Below are 21,116 nucleotides of genomic sequence, written 5' to 3' on the forward strand. Positions count from 1 at the left end.
TCAGGGACCCAGACCCTTCGACAGGCTCAGGGACCCGGCGACAGAAAAGGCGCCCCACCTCGGTGGGGCGCCTTTTCTGTCGGTGGTGCGTCTCAGGAGATGTACCCCAGGTGCATCGCACGGCTCGCGTCGGTGATGCTGCTCGACAGCGACGGGTACGCCGCGAAGACGCGCGAGACCTGATCGACCGTCAGCCGTCGCTCGACGGCGACGGCGATCGGGTAGATGAGCTCGGACGCCTTGGGGGCGACGATCACGCCTCCGATGACGGTGCCGGATCCCTTGCGGGCGATGATCTTGACGAAACCGTCCTTGATGCCCATCATCTTCGCCCGAGGATTGGCAGCCAGGGGCAGCTTGTAGACGAGCCCGTCCGCGACGCCGTCCTCGACGTCCTTCTCGGAGTAGCCGACGGTCGCGATCTCGGGGGCCGTGAAGATGTTCGAGGTGATCTTGATCAGCTCGAGCGGGATCACGATGTCGCCGAGCGCGTGGAACACCGCGGTACGTCCCTGCATGGACGCGACGGATGCCAGGGGGAAGAAGTTCGTGCAGTCGCCGACCGCGTACACGTTGGGAACGGAGGTCCGCGCCACCTTGTTCACCCTGACGTGCCCCGACTCGTCGAGCTCGACGCCGGCATCCTCCAGACCGATCCCGGCGGTGTTCGGGATCGAGCCGACCGCCATCAGGCAATGGCTTCCCTCGACGGTCCGTCCATCCGAGAGCGTCACGACGACGCCGTCCTTGTCGGCCTTGACCTTGTCGGCGCGGGACTTCGAGAGCACCTGCATCCCGCCGCGCTTGAAGACCTTCTCGAGCACGCTCGCCGCGTCCTTGTCCTCGCCGGGGAGCACCTGCTCGCGGCTGGAGATCAATGTCACCTTCGCGCCGAGGTTCATGTACGCGGAGGCGAACTCGGCTCCGGTGACACCGGAACCGACCACGATGAGATGCTCGGGGAGCGCCTTCATGTCGTAAAGCTGCGTCCAGGTGAGGATGCGCTTTCCGTCGGGCTTGGCGGAATCGAGCTCGCGGGGCGACGCCCCCACGGCCACGATGATCGTGTCGGCCTCGATGCGGTCGAAGTCGGTTCCGCCCTGCCCCGTCGACACGACGATCGCCGTCGGGCCCTCGAGCCGGCCGTGGCCGGAGAGGATCCGCACACCGGCCTCGAGAAGCGTGGCACGCATGTCCTCGGACTGCTGACCGGCGAGCGCGACCAGGCGCTTGTTCACCGCGGCGAGGTTGATGGCGATCTCGGGCTTGAGCGGCTTGCCGTCCTCACCCTTGGCGTAGAAGTTCACACCGAGGTCGCTCGCCTCAGAGATCGCGACGGCCGCATCCGCCGTGGCGATCAGACTCTTGGACGGCACGACGTCGGTCAGGACGGCGGATCCTCCGACGCCGACGCGCTCGACCAGCGTCACCTCGGCTCCGAGCTGAGCGGCAGCCAGGGCCGCCTCGTAACCGCCGGGACCGCCGCCGAGGACGGCGACGCGCTGAGTGCGCTCGAAAGTGGTGGAAGACATGGAAACCATTCTCGCGCAATCCTGGCACCGGAGCCTGCCACTTCCTAGAGTGGATCCATGCCCGAGACACACAGCAACCCCCTCGATGACCCGTCCGCGAACCCGTTCGAGGTCGCCGCAACCGCCGCCGCCGACATCGCGCGGCTGACCGGCGTCGAGAAGCACGACATCGCCCTCACGCTCGGAAGCGGCTGGGGCAAGGCCGCGGACATCATCGGCGAGACGGTCGCCACGATCCCGGCGACCGAGGTCACCGGATTCTCCAAGCCCGCCCTCGAAGGTCACGTGGGCACCCTCCGCAGCATCCGCACGCCCGACGGGAAGAACGTGCTCGTCATCGGTGCGCGCACCCACTACTACGAGGACCATGGCGTGCGCCGCGTCGTCCACAGCGTCCGCACCGCCGCCGCGACCGGCGCCAAGATCATGGTGCTGACCAACGGCGCCGGGGGCATCCGCGAGACCTGGACGCCCGGTCAGCCGGTGCTGATCAGCGACCACATCAACCTCACGGCCGACTCCCCGCTCGAGGGCGCCACCTTCATCGACCTGACCGACCTGTACTCCTCGCGTCTGCGTGATATCGCCCGCAGCGTCGATCCCTCCCTCGACGAGGGCGTATACACGCAGTTCCGCGGCCCGCACTACGAGACTCCGGCCGAGGTGCAGATGGCGAAGATCATCGGCGGACACATCGTCGGGATGTCGACCGCCCTCGAGGCCATCGCCGCCCGCGAGGCCGGCATGGAGGTGCTGGGCTTCTCGCTCATCACCAACCTCGCCGCGGGCATCCAGAAGACGCCGCTGAGCCACGCCGAGGTGATCGAGGCCGGCCGTGACGCCGAACCGGTGATCTCCGCCCTGCTGGCCCGCGTGGTCGAGGCGCTGTGAGCGAGGAGCGGCTCGCGCAGGCGCGGGCGTGGCTGCGGCAGGACCCCGACCACGAGACCCGCGACGAGCTCGCCGGCCTCATCACCCGCGCCGCCGGCGGCGATGAGGCGGCGGGCGCCGACCTCGACGACCGTTTCAGGGCGCGGCTCGCCTTCGGCACCGCTGGTCTGCGTGGAGAGCTCGGCGCCGGCAGCAACCGCATGAACCGGGTGCTCGTCGCGCAGGCCGCGGCCGGCTTCGCCGCCTACCTCCGCGAGCGCTCCGGCGGAGCGACGCCGACGGTCGTGATCGGCTACGACGGTCGACGCAACTCGCGGGTCTTCGCGACGGACTCGGCCGAGATCTTCGCCGGCGCGGGGCTCCGGGCGATCCTGCTGCCCCGGCTCCTGCCGACCCCGGTACTGGCCTTCGCGGTGCGACACCTCGGCGCCGACGCGGGCGTGATGGTGACCGCGAGCCACAACCCTCCCAACGACAACGGCTACAAGGTCTACCTCGGCGGCGCAGACGACGGGTCGCAGATCGTGGCGCCGGCCGATGCCGAGATCGCCGCGCAGATCCAGCGGGTCGCCGACACGCTGCGGGTGCCTGCGCTCCCCCGCTCCACCGAGTACGAGATCGCGCCGGAGTCCGTGGTCGACGCGTACGTCGCAGCGACCGCGGCCGTGGCGCCGGCTCCGGCGGGTGCGGACGGCCTGCGCTGGGTCTACACGGCCATGCACGGCGTCGGCTGGGAGACGCTGTCGCGCATCCTGACCGCGGCCGGGTATCCGCAGCCGGCGGTCGTCGACCAGCAGCTGCGGCCCGATGCCCGGTTCCGCACGGTCGCGTTCCCCAATCCGGAAGAGCCGGGTGCGATGGATCTCTCCTTCGCACGGGCACGGCGGGCGAAGGCCGACTTCATCCTCGCCAACGACCCGGACGCGGACCGTCTGGCGGTCGCCGTCCCCGATGAGTCCGCGGCCGACGGCTGGCGGCGCCTGACAGGCAACGAGGTGGGGCTGCTGCTCGGCGCCCGGGCCGCGCGGGCGGCGGAAGGCACGCCGGGTGCGTCCCTCGCCTGCTCCCTGGTCTCCTCCCCCGGCCTCGGCGCGGTCGCCGCACACCACGGACTGGACTTCCACGAGACCCTGACGGGCTTCAAGTGGATCTCGCGTGCACCCGGCATCGTCTTCGGCTTCGAAGAAGCCCTGGGCTACCTGGTCAATCCCGAGACCGTGCGCGACAAGGACGGCATCTCCGCGGCCGTCGCGATCCTCGGTCTCGCCGCCGAGGCCCGGGGCCGCGGGCTCGGGCTCGCCGACCTGCTCACCGAGCTCGGGGACACGTACGGCCACTTCGCGAGCGGCCAGGTCTCGGTACGCGTCGAGGATCTCTCGATCATCGGCACCGTGATGCTCTCGTTGCGGTCGCTGCCGCCCACGCACATCGGCTCGCACGCGATCGCCTCGACGGAGGACCTCCTGCAGGCGGCACCCGGTCAGCCGGCCGGCGACGTGCTGCGCTACCGCATGGCCGACGGGTCACGCGTGATCGTGCGCCCGAGCGGAACCGAGCCGAAGCTCAAGGTGTACATCGACGCGAAGGCGGACTCCGCGGAGAACGCCCGCGAGGTCGTCGCCGCACTCGAAGCGGGCGTCCGCGTCCTTCTCGACGAGCGCTCCTGACGCCCGGGCCGTGGTCCGCTGGCACTCGCGAGCGGACCACGGCTAGCATCGGAGCATGCTGAGCCGTCACGTCACCATCACCGCGCACAACGGCGTGCACGCACGACCGGTCGCCGAACTGGTGCGTGTCGTGCAGGCTTACGGTGACGCAGTGACCCTTCGCACCGCGGACGGCGTGGTCGTCGACCTGAGCAGCGTGCTGGCCGTGATGGATCTGGCGCTGGCACCCGGAGATGCCGTCACGCTCGAGACGCGGGAGTCCGCGGATGCCGCCGCCATGCTCGACACGCTGAGCGAGGTCCTCGCTCCACGAGGGTGACGGCGATCAACCGTCGATCACCGCGACCAGCTCGTCCAGGAAGGTCTCGAAGCTTCCGGCTCTGCGCACGATCCGCTGCACGCTCTCGCGCTCGCTGAAGACCTCGACGAGCTGCTCGAACACGGTCTGGAACGCCGCGCGGTCGCTCTCGCTGAACGCGGCGAGCGCGACGACCTGCACGCGGCCGTCGCCCCAGGCGGCAGAGCCGTCGGCGACGCCGATCGCGATGGCGGTCCTGGTCGCCGTCATCTGCAGCGCATGAGGGACGGCGAGCGAGTCGGTGAACGCGGTCGATGACATCTGCTCCCGCGCGATCGTGTTCTCGATATAGTCCTCGCCGATCAGACCGGTGCGCACCAGCAGTCCGCCCAGGCGCCGGATGATCGCCTCCTCCCCCTCATCGGGAAGCGGTGACACGTACGCGTCGGCGTGGAAGTAGCGCGCCAGCTCGCCGCGCAGGCGGGTCAGGCGGCGTCCTCGCCGCACTCGCCCCGCCGCCGCCTGGATGCGGTCGACGTCGGAGTCCGTCAGGAAGGGCTGGATGCGCACGAAACGGTCGCCGGATGCCCCCGGCTCGATCGTGCTGAGCACGAGGTCGGTGTCGAAGGAGGCCCAGTCGGGGTCGACGTTGGTGATCACGCTGGTGACCTCGATCGCCGACCCGAGCGAGCGGTCGACGCTGGAACGCAGCAGCTCGTGCAGCTCGTAGTACCCGGGGCAGACGATGGTCGCGGTGAGGATCGACTCCGCCTTGCGGCTGCGCTCGAGACGCCCACCCACGTGCATCGCGATGTAGGCGATCTCGTCGTCATGGATGGGGGCGCCCAACCGGTCGTGCAGTCCGCTGGCGATGGAGACGGCGACCTCGAAGATCATCGGATACGACGTCTTGAGCGACCGGGTGAGCGGGTTGCGGGTGAGCGCGCTCTCCTCGGCCCTGCGCAGCAGGTTCTGCACGTGCAGCGCGAGGCGGAGTTGGAAGGTCTCGTCGACCAGATCGACCTGGTAGTCGTCGGCCGCGCGCTGCACCTCGGCGCGGACGGCGGCCTCGATCTCCGGGTCCACCCCGCTGCGGGCGACATCACCCGCGGCGTCCTCTCCCGGAGCCACGATGCGGGTGAGCACCAGCGAGGCGAGATGATCGCTGTCGCCGTCGCCGAGAGCCACGGCGAAGTGCTCGCCGGCCAGACGCGCGATCACGGCGCCGACCTGAGGGATCTCGGCGCGGGCACCGGACGGCGCGGATTCCAGTGCGTGCCCCGCGGCAACGCGCTCGGCGGCGATGGCGATGTGCAACAGCACATCCGAGATGGCGAGCTCGTTCACGTAGTAGCCGAGTTCGCCGAGTTCCCGCACCAGCGCGGACTTGAACGGTGCGACGGCGTGCGCGGCGACCGCGTTGCCGGCGAGCGCACGCCGGAAGGTCTCGGGGTGGAACGAGGCCGCATCCATCTCGTCGTGCGCCAGACGGCTGAGGAGTCGGCGCTGCGCGGTCTCGTTGCCGCGGAGCCGCACGATCTCGCGGTCCCGCTCGAGCGTGAGATCCGTGCCGTCGATGAGCGCGCGCACCCGGGCGAGGTCCGCTTCGAGCGTCGCCTCGCTCACATGCAGGTGGTCGGCCATCTCGAACACGTCGATGCCGGCCGGCGTGTCGAGCAGCGTGCGCACGAGCCCGTGCAGCCGATCACGAGGAGCCGACTCTCCGGTCTGACGCGCGCGGAGGGCGGCGCGGGCACCGGGGCCGGCGCGGTACCCGGCGGAACCGGACTCGACGGCATCCCCGTCGGCCGTCCGCGCGTTCAAGGCAGCCACGTAGGAGCGCACGCTGCGCGGCGTGACGCCGAGCAGATCGGCGAGGCTGCCGGCCGTCGCCCAGGACCGCTGACGGAGGAGAGTCGAGAGCAGCTGGTCCTGGCGCTGACGCGACATGATCCCTCCGACTCCTCCACGTGCTGACTGCACTGTCCTGACGTCTCTCCATGATGTCAGTTCGCCGAGGGACATGCGCGGAAAGCGATGTTCCGCGGGGGCGGAAAGGAACGTGTTGGTGACACACCTCGCCTCTTTCACAGACTGTTCTCAGGAAGGTGGCATCGATGAGGATCCTCGTAGTGTGCGGCGCCGGCGCGTCTAGCACGTTCGTCGCTCAGCGGCTCCGTCGCGCGGCTGCGGAGGTCGGCCTCGACTGGGACGCCTCCGCAGGCATGGAGAGCTCCGTCATCGACGGCGCGCACGACCTCGTGCTCGTCGGTCCGCACCTCGCGGATCGGCTCTCGGCCATCGAGGATGCGGCGGGCTGCCCGGTCGCCCTCCTTCCGCAGGATGTCTTCGCGGACCGCACCGGTGAGCGCACGCTCGCCATCGCCCGCGCGCTCGTCCCCGATGTCAGCAGCACCCCGAAAGGAACATCATGACCACCTCTCGCACCGTTCGCATCGGCTCATCGCACGGGCTGCACGCCCGCCCGGCGAAGCTGTTCGCGCAGGCGGCGAAGGATGCCGGCGTGCCCGTCACGATCGCCAAGGATTCCGGCAAACCCGTCAACGCGTCCAGCATCCTGGGTGTCATCGCCCTCGCGATCGAGTACGGCGACTACGTCACCCTCACCGTCGACGGCGAGGGAACCGACGCCGAGAACGTGATCGACACCCTCACCGAGCTGCTCACCACCGACCACGACCAGGACGCCGCCGGATGAGCACTCTGCGTGGAGTAGGGATCGGTCTCGGCGTCGCCCAGGGAACCGTCGTCCGCATGACCGAGGCGCTGCCGGCACCGGACCAGACGCCGAGCACGCGCGGGGCCGAGGCAGAGCGGACCAGGGTGCGGGATGCCGTGGCCGTGGTCGCCAAGGAACTGAACGAGCGCGGCGCCGCTGCCGGTGGCTCGGCGCAGGACGTGCTCGAGGCCCAGGCCATGATCGCCGAGGACCCGACCCTGCAGGACGAGGTCGACACCCGCCTCGACGCCGGCGCCACGGCGGAATGGGCGGTGCACGACGCGTTCGCCGGATTCCGCGCGACGCTGGAGGCGGTCGGCGGCTACCTCGGCGAGCGCGCGGCCGACCTCGACGACATCGCCCAGCGCGTGCTGGCGCACCTCTGCGGCGTGGATGCTCCCGGCATCCCGAATCCCGGGCACCCCTTCGTGCTGGTCGCCCGCGATCTGGCTCCCGCCGACACCGCGCTGCTCGACCTCGACCAGGTGCTCGCGCTCATCACGACGGACGGCGGCCCGACCTCGCACACCGCGATCCTCGCCCGAGAGAAGGGCATCGTCGCGATCGTCGGCGCGGTCGACGCCACGGCGCTGACCAACGGCCAGACCGTCATCGTCGATGCCGCTGCCGGGCTCGTCACCGCCGATCCCTCCCAGGAGGAGAAGGATCGCGCCGCACAGCGCGCCGCGGAACGGCGATCAGCGGATGCGGCCCCCCTGACCCCCGGCGCCCTCGCCGACGGCACGCCGATCGCGCTGCTGGCGAATCTGGGGAAACCTGCAGACGCATCCGATGCCGTCGAACGTGGGGCCGAGGGCGTCGGGCTGTTCCGCACCGAGTTCCTGTTCCTCTCCGCCACGCAGGCGCCGACGATCGCACAGCAGCGCGAGTCGTACCGCGAGCTGCTGGCGGCGTTCCCCGGCAAGAAGGTCGTCGTGCGGATGCTCGACGCCGGGGCGGACAAGCCACTCGCGTTCCTCAACGACGCACACGAGGAGAACCCCGCGCTGGGCCTCCGCGGGCTCCGCGCTCTTCGTGCCAGCGAGGACATCCTCCGCGAACAGCTGACCGCACTCGCCGAGGCGGAGGCGCTGACCGAGGCCGATCTCTGGGTCATGGCTCCGATGGTCACGACGGTCGAGGAGACCGCGTACTTCACCGCCCTCGCCCGCGAGTACGGGCTCAAGACCGCAGGAGTCATGGTCGAGGTCCCGGCGAGCGCGCTGCTCGCCGACCGGGTGCTCGCACACGCAGACTTCGCCTCGATCGGCACGAACGACCTGACCCAGTACACGATGGCGGCCGACCGGTTGCTCGGCTCGGTCGCCGGGTTCCAGGACCCGTGGCATCCGGCCGTGCTGCGCCTGGTGCGCGAGGTCGGCGCTGCCGGCGCGCGTCTCGGCAAGCCGATCGGGATCTGCGGCGAGGCCGCTGCGGACCCGCTGCTGGCTGTCGTGCTCACAGGCCTGGGTGCGACGAGCCTGTCGATGGCGCCGTCCGCGCTGGCGGACGTGCGCCACACCCTCTCCGAACGCACCCTCGACGAGGCCCGCAACCTCGCCGAGATCGCACTGGCGGCGGATGACGCCGCCAGTGCACGCAGCGCCGTGGCGGAAGCCACCGCGTCCCTCCCCTCACATCAGAAAGAGACGACATCATGACGACGACGTCACCCGCCGCCCGGAAGCCGGGCGGGCTCCGAACAGGCGTGCAGCGCTTCGGCACGTTCCTGTCCGGCATGATCATGCCCAACATCGCGGCGTTCATCGCGTGGGGCTTCATCACCATGCTGTTCATCCCGAAGGGCTTCTTCGGGGCGGAGAGCCCGTTCCCCGGTTGGCACTGGGCCGGCGTCGCCGAGATCATCGGCGGCGGTGGCGACTCGGCCATCATCGGCTGGCAGGGCGCCATGACGACGGTGGCCGAGACCGCGGACGGGAACATCCTGGCCTACGTCGGCCTGGTCGGTCCGATGGTCACCTATCTGCTGCCGCTGCTGATCGCCAACACCGCCGGCCGTATGGTCTACGGCGAACGCGGCGGCGTCGTGGCGACGATCGCCACGGTGGGCGTCATCGTCGGCACGAACATCCCGATGTTCCTCGGCGCGATGATCATGGGGCCGCTGGCCGCGTGGATCACGAAGCAGATGGACAAGCTGTGGGACGGCAAGATCCGCCCCGGCTTCGAGATGCTCGTGAACAACTTCTCTGCCGGAATTCTCGGCATGCTCCTCGCCATCGCCGGCTTCTTCGCCTTCGGTCCTGTCATGCTCGGAATCAGCGCGGTGCTGGGTTCGGCCGTGGACTGGCTGGTGTCGCTGCAGCTGCTCCCGGTCGTGTCGATCATCGTCGAGCCGGCGAAGGTCCTGTTCCTGAACAACGCCATCAACCACGGCGTGTTCACCCCGCTCGGCATCGAGCAGGCCACCGAGACCGGCAAGTCGATCCTGTTCCTCATCGAGGCGAACCCCGGCCCGGGCCTCGGCCTGCTCCTCGCGTTCACGTTCTTCGGCGTCGGAGCGGCGAAGGCCTCCGCACCGGGTGCCGCGATCATCCAGTTCCTGGGTGGTATCCACGAGATCTACTTCCCGTACGCGCTCAGCAAGCCGACCACGATCCTCGCGCTGATCGCGGGTGGCGCAGCCGGTGTGACGACGAACATGGTCCTCGGTGGCGGTCTGGCATTCCCGGCCGCACCGGGAAGCATCATCGCCGTGACCGCGGCCGCGATCGGCCCTGGTGTCGGCAACCTGCTGACGGTCTACCTCTCGGTGATCATCGCCGCCGTCGTGACGTTCCTCATCACGGGCGTCATCCTGCGGGCCTCGCGCAAGCGTGACCTCGAGGCCGAGGGCGACGCCTTCGGCGCTGCGATCGCGCAGACCGAGGCGAACAAGGGCAAGTCCTCGGCCGCCATGGACGCGCTGCGCACCTCCAGCGGTGCCGCCGCCGCGACGGGTGCCGCGGGCAGCGTGGTCACCGACCGTCGCATCGCGAACATCGTGTTCGCCTGCGACGCCGGCATGGGCTCCTCCGCCATGGGTGCGAGCGTGCTGCGCAACAAGTTCAAGAAGGCCGAGATCGACGGGGTCACGGTCACCAACCAGGCGATCGCGAACCTCGACGGCACCGCCGACCTCGTGATCACGCAGCAGCAGCTCACCGACCGTGCGAAGGCGCAGTCGCCGAATTCGATCCACGTGTCGGTCGACAACTTCATGAACTCTCCGAAGTACGAAGAGGTCGTCGAGATGGTGCGCGCACAGCGCGATTCCGACGCGTGACAGACCAGGCGGGGCGGGTGCCACGGCATCCGCCCCGCCTCATCATTCCCAGAAAGGCAACACACCATGAGCGTTCTCACCCTCGGCCAGGTCCGCATCCACGCGGGCAGCGCCACGCAGGATCAGGCTCTGCAGGAAGCCACAGACATCCTGATCTCGGCCGGCGCCGTCACCCCCGCCTACGTCGACGCGATGCGTCAGCGCGAGGAGACCGTGTCGACCTACATGGGCAACGGCCTGGCCATCCCCCACGGCACGAACGAGACCAAGGACGCGATCCTCGCCTCCGCTCTCTCGGTCGTCCGCTACGACGGCGGCGTGGACTGGGCGGGCGAGCCCGCGACATTCGTCATCGGCATCGCCGGACGTGGCGACGAGCACCTCGAGATCCTCTCGCAGATCGCGATCCTGTTCTCGGATGACGACGACGTCGCGAAGCTCAACGCCGCGCAGACTCCGGAAGAACTCTTCGCCCTGCTGTCGGCGGTGAACGACTGATGAAGGCGGTCCACTTCGGCGCCGGCAACATCGGGCGCGGGTTCGTCGGCCTGCTGCTGCACGAGGGCGGGTACGAGGTCGTGTTCTCCGACGTCGCCGACGCCCTGGTGGATGCCATCAACGAGGCCGACTCCTATACCGTGCACGAGGCGGGTCCCGGTGGCGTGGACCACGTGGTGACCGGGTTCCGCGCGGTCAACAGCCGCACCGATCCCGACGACGTGGCCTCCGAGATCGCGACGGCCGATGTCGTGACCACCGCCGTCGGTCCGACCGTGCTGCGCTTCGTCGCGCCCGCCATCGTCGCAGGCCTCGCCCGGCGCACCGCCGGTGCGGCCCCGTTGCAGGTCATGGCCTGCGAGAACGCGATCGGCGCGACCGATCTGCTGCGCGCCGAGATCGAGATCGCCGCGGGTGTCGATGCCGAGGAGCTGCTGGCACGTGCCGTGTTCGCGAACACCGCGGTGGACCGCATCGTCCCGGCTCAGGCGCCCGGAGCGGGGGTCGACGTCACTGTGGAGCCGTACTTCGAGTGGGCGATCGAGTCCGGCGCTTTCGGCGGCGCGCTGCCGAGCATCCCCGGCGCGCACTTCGTCGAGAACCTGGCCCCCTACATCGAGCGCAAGCTCTTCACGGTGAACACCGGGCATGCCGCTGCGGCGTACTTCGGTGCGCAGCGCGGGATCGAGCGGATCTCCGACGCCCTCGCCGACGACACGGTCGCCGCGAACGTCACCGCAGCCCTCGAGGAGACCTCCGCTGTGCTGGTCGCCACGCACGGGCTCGACGCTGCCGAGTTGGCCGCGTACCGTGCCACGATCCTGGAGCGCTTCCGCAACCCGGCTCTCGTCGACACCGTGCAGCGCGTCGGGCGTCAGCCGTTGCGCAAGATCTCACGCCACGAGCGCTTCGTCGGTCCCGCCGCGATGGCCGCGGAGCACGGTCTCTCCGCTCGCGCCCTGGTGGCCGCGATCGCGGCCGCCCTCGCGTTCGATGATGCCGAGGACGAGCAGTCGGTGGAACTGCAGCAGCTGCTGCGCACGGAGGACGCCGTGACCTTCACCACCCGCACGACCGGGCTCGACCCCGAGCATCCGCTCTTCCCGTCGATCCGCGACGCCGTGCAGACGCGTCAGGAGCACATCGGCGTCGGCTGACGCGCCACGCTCTGCCGCGCCCCCGCCCAGCCGATACGATCGGTGGGCGGGGGCGCATCGCGTGAGGCGCCGGGAATTCACGAGCACAGCGACGTGCGGGAGCAACATGAACACATACGCCGTCATCGGCGCGGGTCCTTCGGGTCTCGCCGCGGCCAGGGCACTGCAGAAGCGCGGTATCGATGTCGACGGCTACGAGGCTTCGCATGACGTCGGCGGCCTCTGGGACATCACGAATCCGCGCAGCACGATGTACGAGTCCGCGCACCTGATCTCCTCGCGCACGACCACCGAGTTCGCCGACTTCCCGATGCGCTCCGCGGTCGACTACCCCGGCCATCGCGTGCTGCACGAGTACTTCCGCGACTACGCCGAGCACTTCGATCTGCGGCCGCTCTTCCGGTTCGACACGCGGGTGACCCGCCTCGAACCGCGCGACGGCGGCTGGGACCTCACAGCAGTGGGTCCGGACGGCGAACAGACGCGCTGGTACACCGGTGTGGTGCTCGCGAACGGCACGCTCGCGGAGCCGAACATTCCGTCGTTCCCCGGCACCTTCACCGGCGAGCTCCTGCACACCAGCGCCTACAAGTCCCCCTCCCAGCTCACCGGCAAGCGCGTGCTGCTGATCGGTGCAGGCAACTCCGGCTGCGACATCGCCGTCGACGCCGTGCATCACGCCGCCTCGATCGACATGAGCGTGCGCCGCGGCTACTACTTCGTGCCCCGGTACCTGTTCGGCAAGCCCAGCGACACCCTGAACCAGGGCAAGCCCTTGCCAGCCCGCATCAAGCAGGCGGTGGACAGTCGTGTGCTGCGCGCCTTCACCGGCGATCCGGTGCGGTTCGGCTTCCCGAGGCCCGACTACCGGATCTACGAGTCCCACCCGATCGTGAACACCCTGATCCTGAATCATCTCGGACAGGGAGACCTACGGATCCGGGCGGACGTGGAGCGGTTCGACGGCGACACGGTGCACTTCCGCGACGGCACCTCCGACGACTACGACCTGGTGCTCCTCGCCACCGGATACACCCTCGACTACCCGTTCGTCGACCGCGCTCACCTGCAATGGCAGGGCGCCGCGCCCCGCCTGTTCCTGAACATGTTCCCCGCCTCGTTCAACGGCCTCTACGTGATGGGCATGATCGAGGCATCGGGCATCGGATGGCAGGGCCGCTACGAGCAGGCGGACCTGCTGGCCGCCTACCTGGACGCCGTCGAACGGGATCCGGCATCCGCCGAGCGCTTCCGTAGGCGTGTGACCGGCGCGCCCTGGCCGGACCTCACCGGCGGCTACCACTACCTCGGGCTCGACCGCATGGCCTACTACGTGAACAAGGACGCGTACCGCGGCGCGGTCAGACGGGAGAAGCAGGAGCTGGAGGCCAGGGCATGAACGTCGACGACGTGGTGCTCAGCTTCACGCCCGGCACGCTGACGATCCTGAACGTGGTGTTGGGCCTGATCATGTTCGGCATCGCGCTGGACACCTCCCCCTCGGACTTCAAGGTCGTCGCGAAGCATCCGAAGCCGTTCGTGATCGCGATCCTCGCGCAGCTGCTGCTGCTTCCGGTCGCCACCTTCCTGCTCACCCTCGTGCTCCCGGTGTCGCCCTCGATGGCTCTCGGCATGATCCTCGTCGCCTGCTGTCCGCCCGGGAACATCTCGCAGGTGCTCACGCACCGATCCGGCGGCAACGTGGCGCTGTCCGTCTCGCTGACCGCCGTCGGCAACCTGGTCTACATCGTCGCGATGCCCCTGAGCATCACGTTCTGGGGTTCCCTGCATCCGACCGCACGCGAGCTGCTGCGCGAGGTCGCGCTGGATCCGTGGAAGATGCTGCTGGAGATCCTGCTCATCGTCGGCCTGCCGTTCGCGCTCGGGCTGGTGATCCGCGCGAAGCTGCCCGCACTCACGCGCCGCGTGCAGCCGTACGTCAAGTGGTTCAGCCTGATCGCACTGCTCGCCTTCATCCTGGCGGCGCTGATCGGCAACTGGGCCGTGTTCCTCCAGGTGCTCGGCGTCATCGTCCTCGTGGTGACCGTGCACGATGCGGTGGCACTCGCGCTCGGCTACGGCACGGCCGTGGTCGGCGGTCTGGGCACGCGGGAGCGCAAGGCCATGACCTTCGAGGTCGGCATCCGCAACGCCGGCCTCGGGCTGGGTCTGGTCTTCCTGTTCTTCGACGGCCTCGGCGGCATGGCGATCGTCGCGGGCTGGTGGGGCATCTGGGACATCGTCGCCGGTCTCATCCTGGCGGGGCTCTGGGCACGGCACACCAAGAAGCGCACCGGCTCGACATCCGGCGACGCGACCGGGCGCGCCGCGATGGAGACCGCCCGATGACACGCGTGCTGATCACCGGCGGCGGCGGCTTCCTCGGCACGCACGTCGCCGCCGCGCTGGCTGCTCGCGACGACGTCGAGCTGATCGTCTCGGCCGACCTGCGCATCGGAACACCTCGGGCGGGTGTCGTGGATGTCGTCGTCGACGTCACGGATCCTGACACGCTCGCTCCCCTGCTGCGCACCCACCGCATCGACGCCGTCGTGCACCTCGCGGCGATCGTCGATCCTGGCCGCGATGTCGACCGGGAGTACCGGGTGGACGTCACCGGCACCGCGCACGTGCTCGCGGCGTGCGTCGAGACCGGGGTGCGCAGGATCGTGGTCTCCAGCTCGGGCGCCGCCTACGGCTATCACCGGGACAACCCGGAGTGGATCGACGAGGATCAGCCGCTGCGCGGCAACGACGCTTTCCCGTACTCCCGACACAAGCGGCTCGTCGAGGAGATGCTGGCCGAGTACCGCGAGTCGCATCCCGCGCTGGAGCAGGTGGTCTTCCGCATCGGCACGATCCTCGGACCGACCGTGCAGAACCAGATCACCGCCCTCTGGGACGGTCGGCGCATCCTGCGCATCACCGGGTCCGACTCCCCCTTCGTCTTCGTCTGGGTCGACGATGTGGCCGCCGCGATGGCTCGCGCCGCGACCGACGGTCCTGCGGGGATCTTCAACGTCGCGGGCGACGGGCGCATGACCGTCGCCGAGATCGCCGACCGACTGGGCAAACCGACGCTCACGATCCCCGCCGGCGTGCTGTCCGCCGCCCTCCGCATCGGGCGGGCGCTGCGAGTCACCGTTCACGGCCCCGAGAAGGTCCCGTTCCTGCGCTACCGGCCGGTGCTGGCGAATCGGCGTCTGAGAGAGCGGTTCGGATACACGCCTGCGCTGACGAGCCGTCAGGCGTTCGAGGCCTATCTGGATGCGCACCCCGGCGTCGTCACAACGCCGACCACATAATCTGGAACCATGCAGAAGAAGCGCGGTCGCCGGGCACTGGGTTGGATCCTCGGAAGCATCGCCGTCGTGCTGGTGCTCGGTATCGGCGGCATCCTCGTGTGGAGTCAGGTCGGCGTGATGGCTGCGGAGCCGGAACCGCTCGCGACGGTGCGGGAGAACCCCGACATCACGGTCACGGATGCCGCTGAGGGCATCGTGCTGGCGCCGGCAGACGGAGACTCCGAGGTCGGGGTCGTGTTCATCCCCGGCGCGAAGGTCGATCCGTGGGCGTATGCAGCGATCCTGCAGGGTCTCGCAGAAGACGGAATGACCGTGGTGATCACGCGCCCGTGGCTGAACCTGGCGTTCTTCGACCTGCGGGGCCTCGATTCCTTCACGTCCGCCGCGCCCGACATCGACACCTGGGCGGTCGGCGGCCACTCCCTCGGCGGTGTGCGCGCGTGCCAGCTCGCCGGCGACGCGGATGCCCTGCTGCTGTTCGGCTCCTACTGCGCCACCGACGTGTCCGACACCGACCTCGCCGTGCTCAGCATCGCCGGCTCAGAGGACGGCCTGTCGACCCCGGAGAAGATCGCCGACGCGCGCCACCTGCTTCCGGCCGACGCCGAGCTCGTCGAGATCCCCGGTGCCTCGCACGCGTCGTTCGGAGACTACGGTCCGCAGGCCGGTGACGGCACGCCCACGATCTCCGACGAGGAGATGCACCAGACCGTGACCGCTCTCGTCGACACGTTCGTTCAGGAGTCCCTCGTCGGCCGCTGACGCGGCTTGGTCTCGCGCCGTTCCCCGGTCGAGCGACACGCCTCAGCCGAGGACCGGATCGAGCAGCGGATGCAGGTGTCTGCTGCCGAGCACGAGGGATGCCGCCCGCGCACCGGCCTCGAGCGACTCCGGTACCGGATGCCCTGACAGTCGCGCATCGAGCACGCCGGCGAAGAACGCATCGCCTGCGCCGTTGGTGTCGACGACCTCGACGGGGACGGCGGCGACGCGATGCTCGACCCCGCGCGCGTCGACCGCGACCGCTCCTTCCCCGCCGAGGGTGCACACCGCGAGAGTCGCGCCCGCATCGATGCGGTCATGCAGGAAGGCCAGGGGGTCATCGAGCCGGTCGGCGTTGCAGAAGACCACATCGGCGGCAGCGAGGAAAGGCCGGTGGAACTCCGCCGTGCCGTCGTAGTCATGCACGTCCACCCAGATCGGACGGCCGGTCGCCGTCGCCAGCGGCAGCAGCCTCAGCGGTTCGGCGGCGAGATCCAGCACGATCACCGCGGACGCGCTCATGGCCGCCCGCAGCGCTGCATCGCCGTCGTCCGACTGCGCCGCCGGTGACGAGAGGTAGAGCGAGACCCGGGCGCCCTGCGCGGTCATGAGGTTGAGGTGCCGCTCGGTCGACGCGCAGCCCGCCCACTGCACGCGGACGCCGGCCGCTTCCAGGGCCGCACGCACGCGACTGCCTGCGTCGTCGTCGCCGGCGGCGGCATAGAGCAGCGCCTCGCGTCCCCGTCCACGAAGGCTCAGCGCCTTGCCCGCACTCGTCCCCCCGACCGTCTCCCACGACGCCTCCGCGAACTGCATATGAGGCACGGGATCGGGAAGCCGGTCGAGGACGACGATCTGGTTCCACGATGCGGGGCCGGCGATGAACACGGAGGGGGCGGACATGGACACCATCCTGCCGTGTCCGTCGCTCTCAGCCGATGCGGGAGATCAGCGCATCCACGCCCATGCCGTAGTCGATGCGCACAACGGGCAGCGCGAGCTTGTCCGTGCCGATGCCGACGTAGCCCGGCTCGATCGTTCGCGCCATCTCGAACCCGGCCAGCGCGACGCCCTGCTTGGCGGTGTCGTTGAAGTGCCCGAACGGATAGGCGATGACCTCGCGCACGCCCAGTGCATCGCCGGAGTGGTTCAGGTCCTCGGCGATCTGCTCCGCCGTCCAGTTGACCATCCGCCCCTTGCCGTTGTCGCCCGCCTGATGCATGTCGTGGGTGTGGGAGCGACGCTGCACGTAGATGGACGGTGGCGGATCCTGACGATAGGCGGTGATCATGAACGAGGTCGCGAGCAGCTTGTGCTTCTCCACGACCGGGGCCGCCAGATCGAACCAGGTCTGATCCGCGTCGTCATCCGTGATGATCACCGACCGCGCAGGCAGAAAGAGGCGGCCGTCGATGAACGCGCTGAGCTCGTCCCACGTCGGCAGATAGAAACCTGTGGTCGCGATGTGCTCCATCTGCGCCTCGAAATCCCCGATGTACGCGTAGTTGCCGCGCAACCAGCCCTTCTCGCCATCCGGATTCGCGGTGAACTGGTGATACATCAGGATCGGGACCTGGGTCCCCTCCGCGAGATTCTCGTCCGGAGTCTTCCACGCGCCGAAGAGCTCGACCTGCTGATCCGTGCAGACGACCGGATCAGCGCCGTTCACCCGGGCGGCGGCATCGGCTGACGCCGCGGCCTCTGCGCTCGGATACCAGCCGGCGAACACGAGTCCGTCCTGGGCAGGGATCGGGAGACCCTGATATAGCGCGTTCTGCCACTGCAGCATCGGCACGTCCACGATGCCGTCCCCTGCGAACGAGACGGCGCAGGCGAGCGGGTCGTCGGCGTCCGCGACCAGTTGCTGCGCGGGAGTCAGCTCCGGTTCGACGGGCGTCGCGACGGCCGTCGGCGTCGGTGTCGCAGCCGCCGGCCCTCCCGGTGCGCGGTTCGCCAGGGCGAATGCGGCTGCTGCGGCACCCACGAGCACGACGGCGGTGCTGATGCCGATCACGACGCCGATGCGCCGCTTTCTCCCCCGAGCCATCGTGCGTCAGTCTGCGAAGCCCTCGGCGATCATCTCCACGAGCTCTTCCCGCTCCTCGACCGGGAGGAAGGCAGCGGAGGCCGCGTTGAACTGGAAGGCCTCGAGATCGTCGAGGTCGTACTCGAAGGCCTCGACGAGCAGCGCGAGTTCACGCGTGAGGGAGGTGCCGCTCATGGTGCGGTTGTCGACGTTCACCGTGACCGAGAAGCCGAGCTGATAGAGCAGATCGAAGGGGTGGTCGGCCAGAGTCTTTCCCCACGCCGCGATCGCGCCGGTCTGCAGGTTCGACGAGGGCGAGAGCTCGAGCGGGATCTCGCGATCGCGCACCCAGCGAGCGAGGTCGCCGAACTGCACCTGCACCTCGTCGCCCTCCTCTGTGACGACCTGCAGGTCCTCGGCGATCCGCACGCCGTGTCCCAGGCGCAGCGCGCGCCCGTCGATCAACGCGGAGCGGATGGATGCGAGGCCCGCCGCTTCGCCGGCATGGACGGTCACGGGGAAGAAGTTCTCGGCGAGATAGTCGAAGGCCGCACGGTGGTTCGACGGCGGGAATCCGTCCTCCGGCCCGGCGATGTCGAAGCCCACCACTCCACGTCCGCGGAAGGCGACCGCCAGTTCGGCGATCTCGCGTGCGCGGTCGGTCTGGCGCATGGCGGTGATCAGCTGACCGACGCGGATGCTGTGACCGTCACGGTCCGCGGCTTCCTCGCCCTCCTCGATGCCCTGCTGCACGGCCGCGACCGTCTGCTCGAGGGTCAGGCCGCGCGTGAGGTGCTGCTCCGGAGCCCAGCGGACCTCGCCGTAGATGACGCCGTCGGCAGCCAGATCCTGCACGAACTCGCGGGCGACGCGGGTCAGCCCCTCGGTCGTCTGCATCACCCCGATCGCGACGTCGAACGTCTTGAGGTAGTCGACCAGAGAGCCGGAATCGCTCTGGCTCGTGAACCAGCGTCCGAGTGCGGCCGCATCCTTCGCGGGAACCGCCAGCCCTTCCGCATCCGCGAGCTCGAGGATCGTCGCCGGTCGCAGGGCGCCGTCGAGGTGGTCGTGCAGCGACACCTTCGGCAGGCTTCGCAGGGACACGCCCTGGATCGTGACGTCGCCGTTCGGATCGATCGACATGGTGGTCCTCTCAGAAGTGGTGCAGGATCGGCAGCCTCAGCCTAGGCCGTGATGCGCTCACGCACGATCGGACCTGCCGCCGGGACGTCGTCTCCCGGTTCCTGATCCTGACGAAGGGCCCAGGCTCCTTCGAGAGCCTCCAGCGCGCGCGGGAAGCGCGCCTCATCGGCCGCCGACAGGGTGAACAGCGGCTGACCGGCCACCACGCGGTCGCCCGGCTTCGCGTGCAGGTCGATGCCCGCCTCGAAGATCACCGGGTCCTCGGCACGCGCGCGGCCGGCGCCGAGTCGCCACGCGGCGACGCCGAACGGGAGCGCGTCGAGCCGCGAGACCACGCCGTCGGAGGGCGCGGTGACGACATGGGTCTCGCGCGCCGTCGGAAGCACCGCGTCGGGGTCGCCGTCCTGCGCGCGGATCATGGCCTTCCACCCATCCATCGCGCGACCGTCATCGAGCGCGGCCTCCACGTCGGCGTCCGGCTGCCCGGCGAGCGCGAGCATCTCTCGCGCGAGGGCGACTGTCAGCTCGCGCACATCGGCGGGGCCACCGCCGGCGAGGATCTCGACCGATTCGCGCACCTCGTTCGCGTTGCCGATCGCGCGCCCCAGCGGCACGTTCATGTCGGTCAGCAGGGCCGTCGTGGCGACGCCGGAGTCGGTGCCGAGGGCGACCATGGTGCGCGCCAGTTCGCGCGCACGGTCGATGTCCTGCATGAAGGCTCCGGAGCCGAACTTGACGTCGAGCACCAGGGCGTCGGTGCCCTCGGCGATCTTCTTCGACATGATGCTGGAGGCGATCAGCGGGATCGCCTCCACGGTCCCGGTGACGTCGCGCAGTGCGTACAGCTTCTTATCGGCGGGCGCCAGGCCGGAGCCCGCGGCGCAGATGACCGCACCCACGTCGCTCTGCATCTGCGCGAACATCTCCTCGTTGCTGAGCGCCGCGCGCCAGCCGGGGATCGACTCGAGCTTGTCGAGCGTGCCGCCCGTGTGGCCGAGACCGCGTCCGGAGAGCTGCGGCACTGCGACGCCGAACACAGCGACGAGAGGGGCGAGCGGAAGGGTGATCTTGTCGCCGACACCGCCGGTGGAGTGCTTGTCGACGGTCTTCTTGCCGAGGGAGGCGAAGCTCATCCGCTCCCCCGAAGCGATCATCGCGTCGGTGAGCACGCGGATCTCATCGCGCTCCATCCCGCGCTGGAAGATCGCCATCGCGAACGAAGCCATCTGCGCATCCGAGACGTACCCCCGGGTGTAGGCGTCGACCATCCACCGCAGCGCGGGCTCGGCGACGACGCCGCCATCACGCTTGGAGCGGATGACGTCCACCGCGTCGTAGGGCTCAACGGTCATTTCGGTACTCCTCTGGTCCCTGTGCATCGACAGGCTCAGCGACCCGTTCGCGCATCATCGTGCGTCCTCGAGGTCGCGCGGCCCGAACGCGTCGGGCAGTACCTCGTCGATCGTGCGGATGCCGGAGACGGTCTCCAGCAGCATCCCCGGCATCGCGTGCTCGAACAGCAGCTGTCGGCAACGGCCGCACGGCATGATCGTCTGTCCGTCGTTGTTGACGCACACGAACGCGACCAGCTGGCCGCCGCCGGACATGTGGAGGTCGCCGACGAGTGCGCATTCGGCGCACAGCGTCACCCCGTACGAGGCGTTCTCGACGTTGCAGCCGGCCACGATGCGACCGTCACCCACGAGGGCGGCGGCTCCGACCTTGTACCGCGAGTAGGGCGCGTACGCCTTGGCCATCGCCTCGGTCGCGACCTGACGCAGTTCGTCCCAGTCGATGTCAGTCATCTACGA

20 protein-coding genes are annotated in these 21,116 nt (G+C 69.5%); 13 read left to right on the top strand and 7 right to left on the bottom strand.

Annotated features, from left to right (window positions below; genetic code table 11):
• Positions 1-92 precede the first annotated feature (92 nt).
• Positions 93-1,541, bottom strand: a complete 1,449-nt coding sequence (locus tag ACIOVG_RS14940) for an NAD(P)H-quinone dehydrogenase (RefSeq protein ID WP_400875038.1) — start codon at positions 1,539-1,541, stop codon at positions 93-95.
• A 48-nt stretch (positions 1,542-1,589) separates the two neighbouring features.
• Between ACIOVG_RS14940 and ACIOVG_RS14945 the strand changes: the two genes are divergently transcribed.
• From ACIOVG_RS14945 to ACIOVG_RS14955, 3 genes are read left to right on the top strand one after another with little or no spacing between them, the layout of a single operon-like run.
• Complete coding sequence (locus ACIOVG_RS14945; protein ID WP_400875041.1) at positions 1,590-2,423, top strand: purine-nucleoside phosphorylase; 834 nt, start codon at positions 1,590-1,592, stop codon at positions 2,421-2,423.
• Positions 2,420-4,090, top strand: coding sequence for a phospho-sugar mutase (locus ACIOVG_RS14950; RefSeq protein WP_400875044.1), 1,671 nt, complete (start codon positions 2,420-2,422; stop codon positions 4,088-4,090). The genes ACIOVG_RS14945 and ACIOVG_RS14950 overlap by 4 nt, the downstream gene beginning before the upstream one ends.
• 55 nt (positions 4,091-4,145) lie before the next feature.
• Positions 4,146-4,409 carry an HPr family phosphocarrier protein gene (locus ACIOVG_RS14955; protein ID WP_400875047.1) on the top strand — a complete coding sequence of 88 codons (264 nt, stop codon included), beginning with the start codon at positions 4,146-4,148 and terminating at the stop codon, positions 4,407-4,409.
• Between the two features lie 6 nt (positions 4,410-4,415).
• Here the strand turns inward: ACIOVG_RS14955 and ACIOVG_RS14960 are convergent, their stop codons facing one another.
• On the bottom strand, positions 4,416-6,338 hold the full coding sequence (locus ACIOVG_RS14960) for a BglG family transcription antiterminator (RefSeq protein ID WP_400875050.1): 1,923 nt from the start codon (positions 6,336-6,338) through the stop codon (positions 4,416-4,418).
• Positions 6,339-6,505: 167 nt separating this feature from the next.
• On the opposite strand from ACIOVG_RS14960, the gene ACIOVG_RS14965 reads away from it, so the two are divergent.
• The 10 genes from ACIOVG_RS14965 (at position 6,506) to ACIOVG_RS15010 (ending at position 16,136) form a co-directional block, all read left to right on the top strand.
• Positions 6,506-6,823, top strand: coding sequence for a PTS sugar transporter subunit IIB (locus ACIOVG_RS14965; RefSeq protein WP_400875053.1), 318 nt, complete (start codon positions 6,506-6,508; stop codon positions 6,821-6,823).
• Positions 6,820-7,107, top strand: a complete 288-nt coding sequence (locus ACIOVG_RS14970; protein ID WP_400875056.1) for an HPr family phosphocarrier protein — start codon at positions 6,820-6,822, stop codon at positions 7,105-7,107. Before ACIOVG_RS14965 ends, ACIOVG_RS14970 begins: the two co-directional genes overlap by 4 nt.
• Positions 7,104-8,789, top strand: a complete 1,686-nt coding sequence (ptsP, locus tag ACIOVG_RS14975) for a phosphoenolpyruvate--protein phosphotransferase (protein ID WP_400875059.1) — start codon at positions 7,104-7,106, stop codon at positions 8,787-8,789. Before ACIOVG_RS14970 ends, ptsP begins: the two co-directional genes overlap by 4 nt.
• Positions 8,786-10,414, top strand: coding sequence for a PTS mannitol transporter subunit IICB (locus tag ACIOVG_RS14980; protein ID WP_400875062.1), 1,629 nt, complete (start codon positions 8,786-8,788; stop codon positions 10,412-10,414). The genes ptsP and ACIOVG_RS14980 overlap by 4 nt, the downstream gene beginning before the upstream one ends.
• Positions 10,415-10,480: 66 nt before the next feature.
• Entirely contained in the window at positions 10,481-10,912 is a 432-nt protein-coding gene (locus ACIOVG_RS14985; RefSeq protein WP_400875065.1) for a PTS sugar transporter subunit IIA, read from the top strand.
• Positions 10,912-12,069, top strand: coding sequence for a mannitol-1-phosphate 5-dehydrogenase (locus tag ACIOVG_RS14990; protein WP_400875067.1), 1,158 nt, complete (start codon positions 10,912-10,914; stop codon positions 12,067-12,069). The genes ACIOVG_RS14985 and ACIOVG_RS14990 overlap by 1 nt, the downstream gene beginning before the upstream one ends.
• 106 nt (positions 12,070-12,175) lie before the next feature.
• Positions 12,176-13,468, top strand: a complete 1,293-nt coding sequence (locus ACIOVG_RS14995) for a flavin-containing monooxygenase (RefSeq protein WP_400875070.1) — start codon at positions 12,176-12,178, stop codon at positions 13,466-13,468.
• Positions 13,465-14,418 carry a bile acid:sodium symporter family protein gene (locus ACIOVG_RS15000; protein WP_400875073.1) on the top strand — a complete coding sequence of 318 codons (954 nt, stop codon included), beginning with the start codon at positions 13,465-13,467 and terminating at the stop codon, positions 14,416-14,418. Before ACIOVG_RS14995 ends, ACIOVG_RS15000 begins: the two co-directional genes overlap by 4 nt.
• Positions 14,415-15,374, top strand: coding sequence for an NAD-dependent epimerase/dehydratase family protein (locus ACIOVG_RS15005; protein WP_400875076.1), 960 nt, complete (start codon positions 14,415-14,417; stop codon positions 15,372-15,374). The genes ACIOVG_RS15000 and ACIOVG_RS15005 overlap by 4 nt, the downstream gene beginning before the upstream one ends.
• A gap of 9 nt (positions 15,375-15,383) precedes the next feature.
• The gene (locus tag ACIOVG_RS15010; RefSeq protein WP_400875078.1) at positions 15,384-16,136 is read left to right on the top strand and encodes an alpha/beta hydrolase; all 753 of its coding nucleotides are present in this window, start codon (positions 15,384-15,386) and stop codon (positions 16,134-16,136) included.
• A gap of 42 nt (positions 16,137-16,178) precedes the next feature.
• On the opposite strand, the gene ACIOVG_RS15015 is transcribed toward ACIOVG_RS15010, so the two are convergent.
• The 5 genes from ACIOVG_RS15015 to ACIOVG_RS15035 are packed head-to-tail and all read right to left on the bottom strand — an operon-like array spanning position 16,179 to position 21,110.
• Positions 16,179-17,039: a carbohydrate kinase family protein gene (locus ACIOVG_RS15015; protein ID WP_400875080.1), complete on the bottom strand. Its 861-nt coding sequence runs from the start codon at positions 17,037-17,039 to the stop codon at positions 16,179-16,181.
• A 28-nt stretch (positions 17,040-17,067) separates the two neighbouring features.
• Complete coding sequence (locus ACIOVG_RS15020) at positions 17,068-18,183, bottom strand: polysaccharide deacetylase family protein (RefSeq protein WP_400875083.1); 1,116 nt, start codon at positions 18,181-18,183, stop codon at positions 17,068-17,070.
• 6 nt (positions 18,184-18,189) lie between these two features.
• A complete protein-coding gene (locus ACIOVG_RS15025) occupies positions 18,190-19,305 on the bottom strand; it encodes an adenosine deaminase (protein ID WP_400875086.1) in 1,116 nt (371 codons plus the stop codon).
• 41 nt (positions 19,306-19,346) lie between these two features.
• Positions 19,347-20,657: a thymidine phosphorylase gene (locus tag ACIOVG_RS15030; protein WP_400875089.1), complete on the bottom strand. Its 1,311-nt coding sequence runs from the start codon at positions 20,655-20,657 to the stop codon at positions 19,347-19,349.
• A 54-nt stretch (positions 20,658-20,711) separates the two neighbouring features.
• Complete coding sequence (locus ACIOVG_RS15035) at positions 20,712-21,110, bottom strand: cytidine deaminase (protein WP_050722786.1); 399 nt, start codon at positions 21,108-21,110, stop codon at positions 20,712-20,714.
• Positions 21,111-21,116: the final 6 nt, after the last annotated feature.

It is taken from the genome of Microbacterium sp. NPDC087591, from assembly GCF_044743625.1.
Taxonomy (GTDB): Bacteria; Actinomycetota; Actinomycetes; order Actinomycetales; family Microbacteriaceae; genus Microbacterium.

Bases quoted from the DNA above. Each gene is read 5' to 3' on its own strand.
- ACIOVG_RS15010 (WP_400875078.1), top strand. From the start codon at position 15,384: ATGCAGAAGAAGCGCGGTCGCCGGGCACTGGGTTGGATCCTCGGAAGC.
- ACIOVG_RS15020 (WP_400875083.1), bottom strand. From the start codon at position 18,183: ATGGCTCGGGGGAGAAAGCGGCGCATCGGCGTCGTGATCGGCATCAGC.
- ACIOVG_RS14965 (WP_400875053.1), top strand. From the start codon at position 6,506: ATGAGGATCCTCGTAGTGTGCGGCGCCGGCGCGTCTAGCACGTTCGTC.
- ACIOVG_RS14995 (WP_400875070.1), top strand. From the start codon at position 12,176: ATGAACACATACGCCGTCATCGGCGCGGGTCCTTCGGGTCTCGCCGCG.
- ACIOVG_RS15035 (WP_050722786.1), bottom strand. From the start codon at position 21,110: ATGACTGACATCGACTGGGACGAACTGCGTCAGGTCGCGACCGAGGCG.
- ACIOVG_RS14940 (WP_400875038.1), bottom strand. From the start codon at position 1,541: ATGGTTTCCATGTCTTCCACCACTTTCGAGCGCACTCAGCGCGTCGCC.
- ACIOVG_RS14985 (WP_400875065.1), top strand. From the start codon at position 10,481: ATGAGCGTTCTCACCCTCGGCCAGGTCCGCATCCACGCGGGCAGCGCC.
- ACIOVG_RS14960 (WP_400875050.1), bottom strand. From the start codon at position 6,338: ATGTCGCGTCAGCGCCAGGACCAGCTGCTCTCGACTCTCCTCCGTCAG.
- ptsP (WP_400875059.1), top strand. From the start codon at position 7,104: ATGAGCACTCTGCGTGGAGTAGGGATCGGTCTCGGCGTCGCCCAGGGA.
- ACIOVG_RS15005 (WP_400875076.1), top strand. From the start codon at position 14,415: ATGACACGCGTGCTGATCACCGGCGGCGGCGGCTTCCTCGGCACGCAC.
- ACIOVG_RS14955 (WP_400875047.1), top strand. From the start codon at position 4,146: ATGCTGAGCCGTCACGTCACCATCACCGCGCACAACGGCGTGCACGCA.
- ACIOVG_RS15030 (WP_400875089.1), bottom strand. From the start codon at position 20,657: ATGACCGTTGAGCCCTACGACGCGGTGGACGTCATCCGCTCCAAGCGT.
- ACIOVG_RS15015 (WP_400875080.1), bottom strand. From the start codon at position 17,039: ATGTCCGCCCCCTCCGTGTTCATCGCCGGCCCCGCATCGTGGAACCAG.
- ACIOVG_RS14980 (WP_400875062.1), top strand. From the start codon at position 8,786: ATGACGACGACGTCACCCGCCGCCCGGAAGCCGGGCGGGCTCCGAACA.
- ACIOVG_RS15025 (WP_400875086.1), bottom strand. From the start codon at position 19,305: ATGTCGATCGATCCGAACGGCGACGTCACGATCCAGGGCGTGTCCCTG.
- ACIOVG_RS14970 (WP_400875056.1), top strand. From the start codon at position 6,820: ATGACCACCTCTCGCACCGTTCGCATCGGCTCATCGCACGGGCTGCAC.
- ACIOVG_RS14990 (WP_400875067.1), top strand. From the start codon at position 10,912: ATGAAGGCGGTCCACTTCGGCGCCGGCAACATCGGGCGCGGGTTCGTC.
- ACIOVG_RS15000 (WP_400875073.1), top strand. From the start codon at position 13,465: ATGAACGTCGACGACGTGGTGCTCAGCTTCACGCCCGGCACGCTGACG.
- ACIOVG_RS14945 (WP_400875041.1), top strand. From the start codon at position 1,590: ATGCCCGAGACACACAGCAACCCCCTCGATGACCCGTCCGCGAACCCG.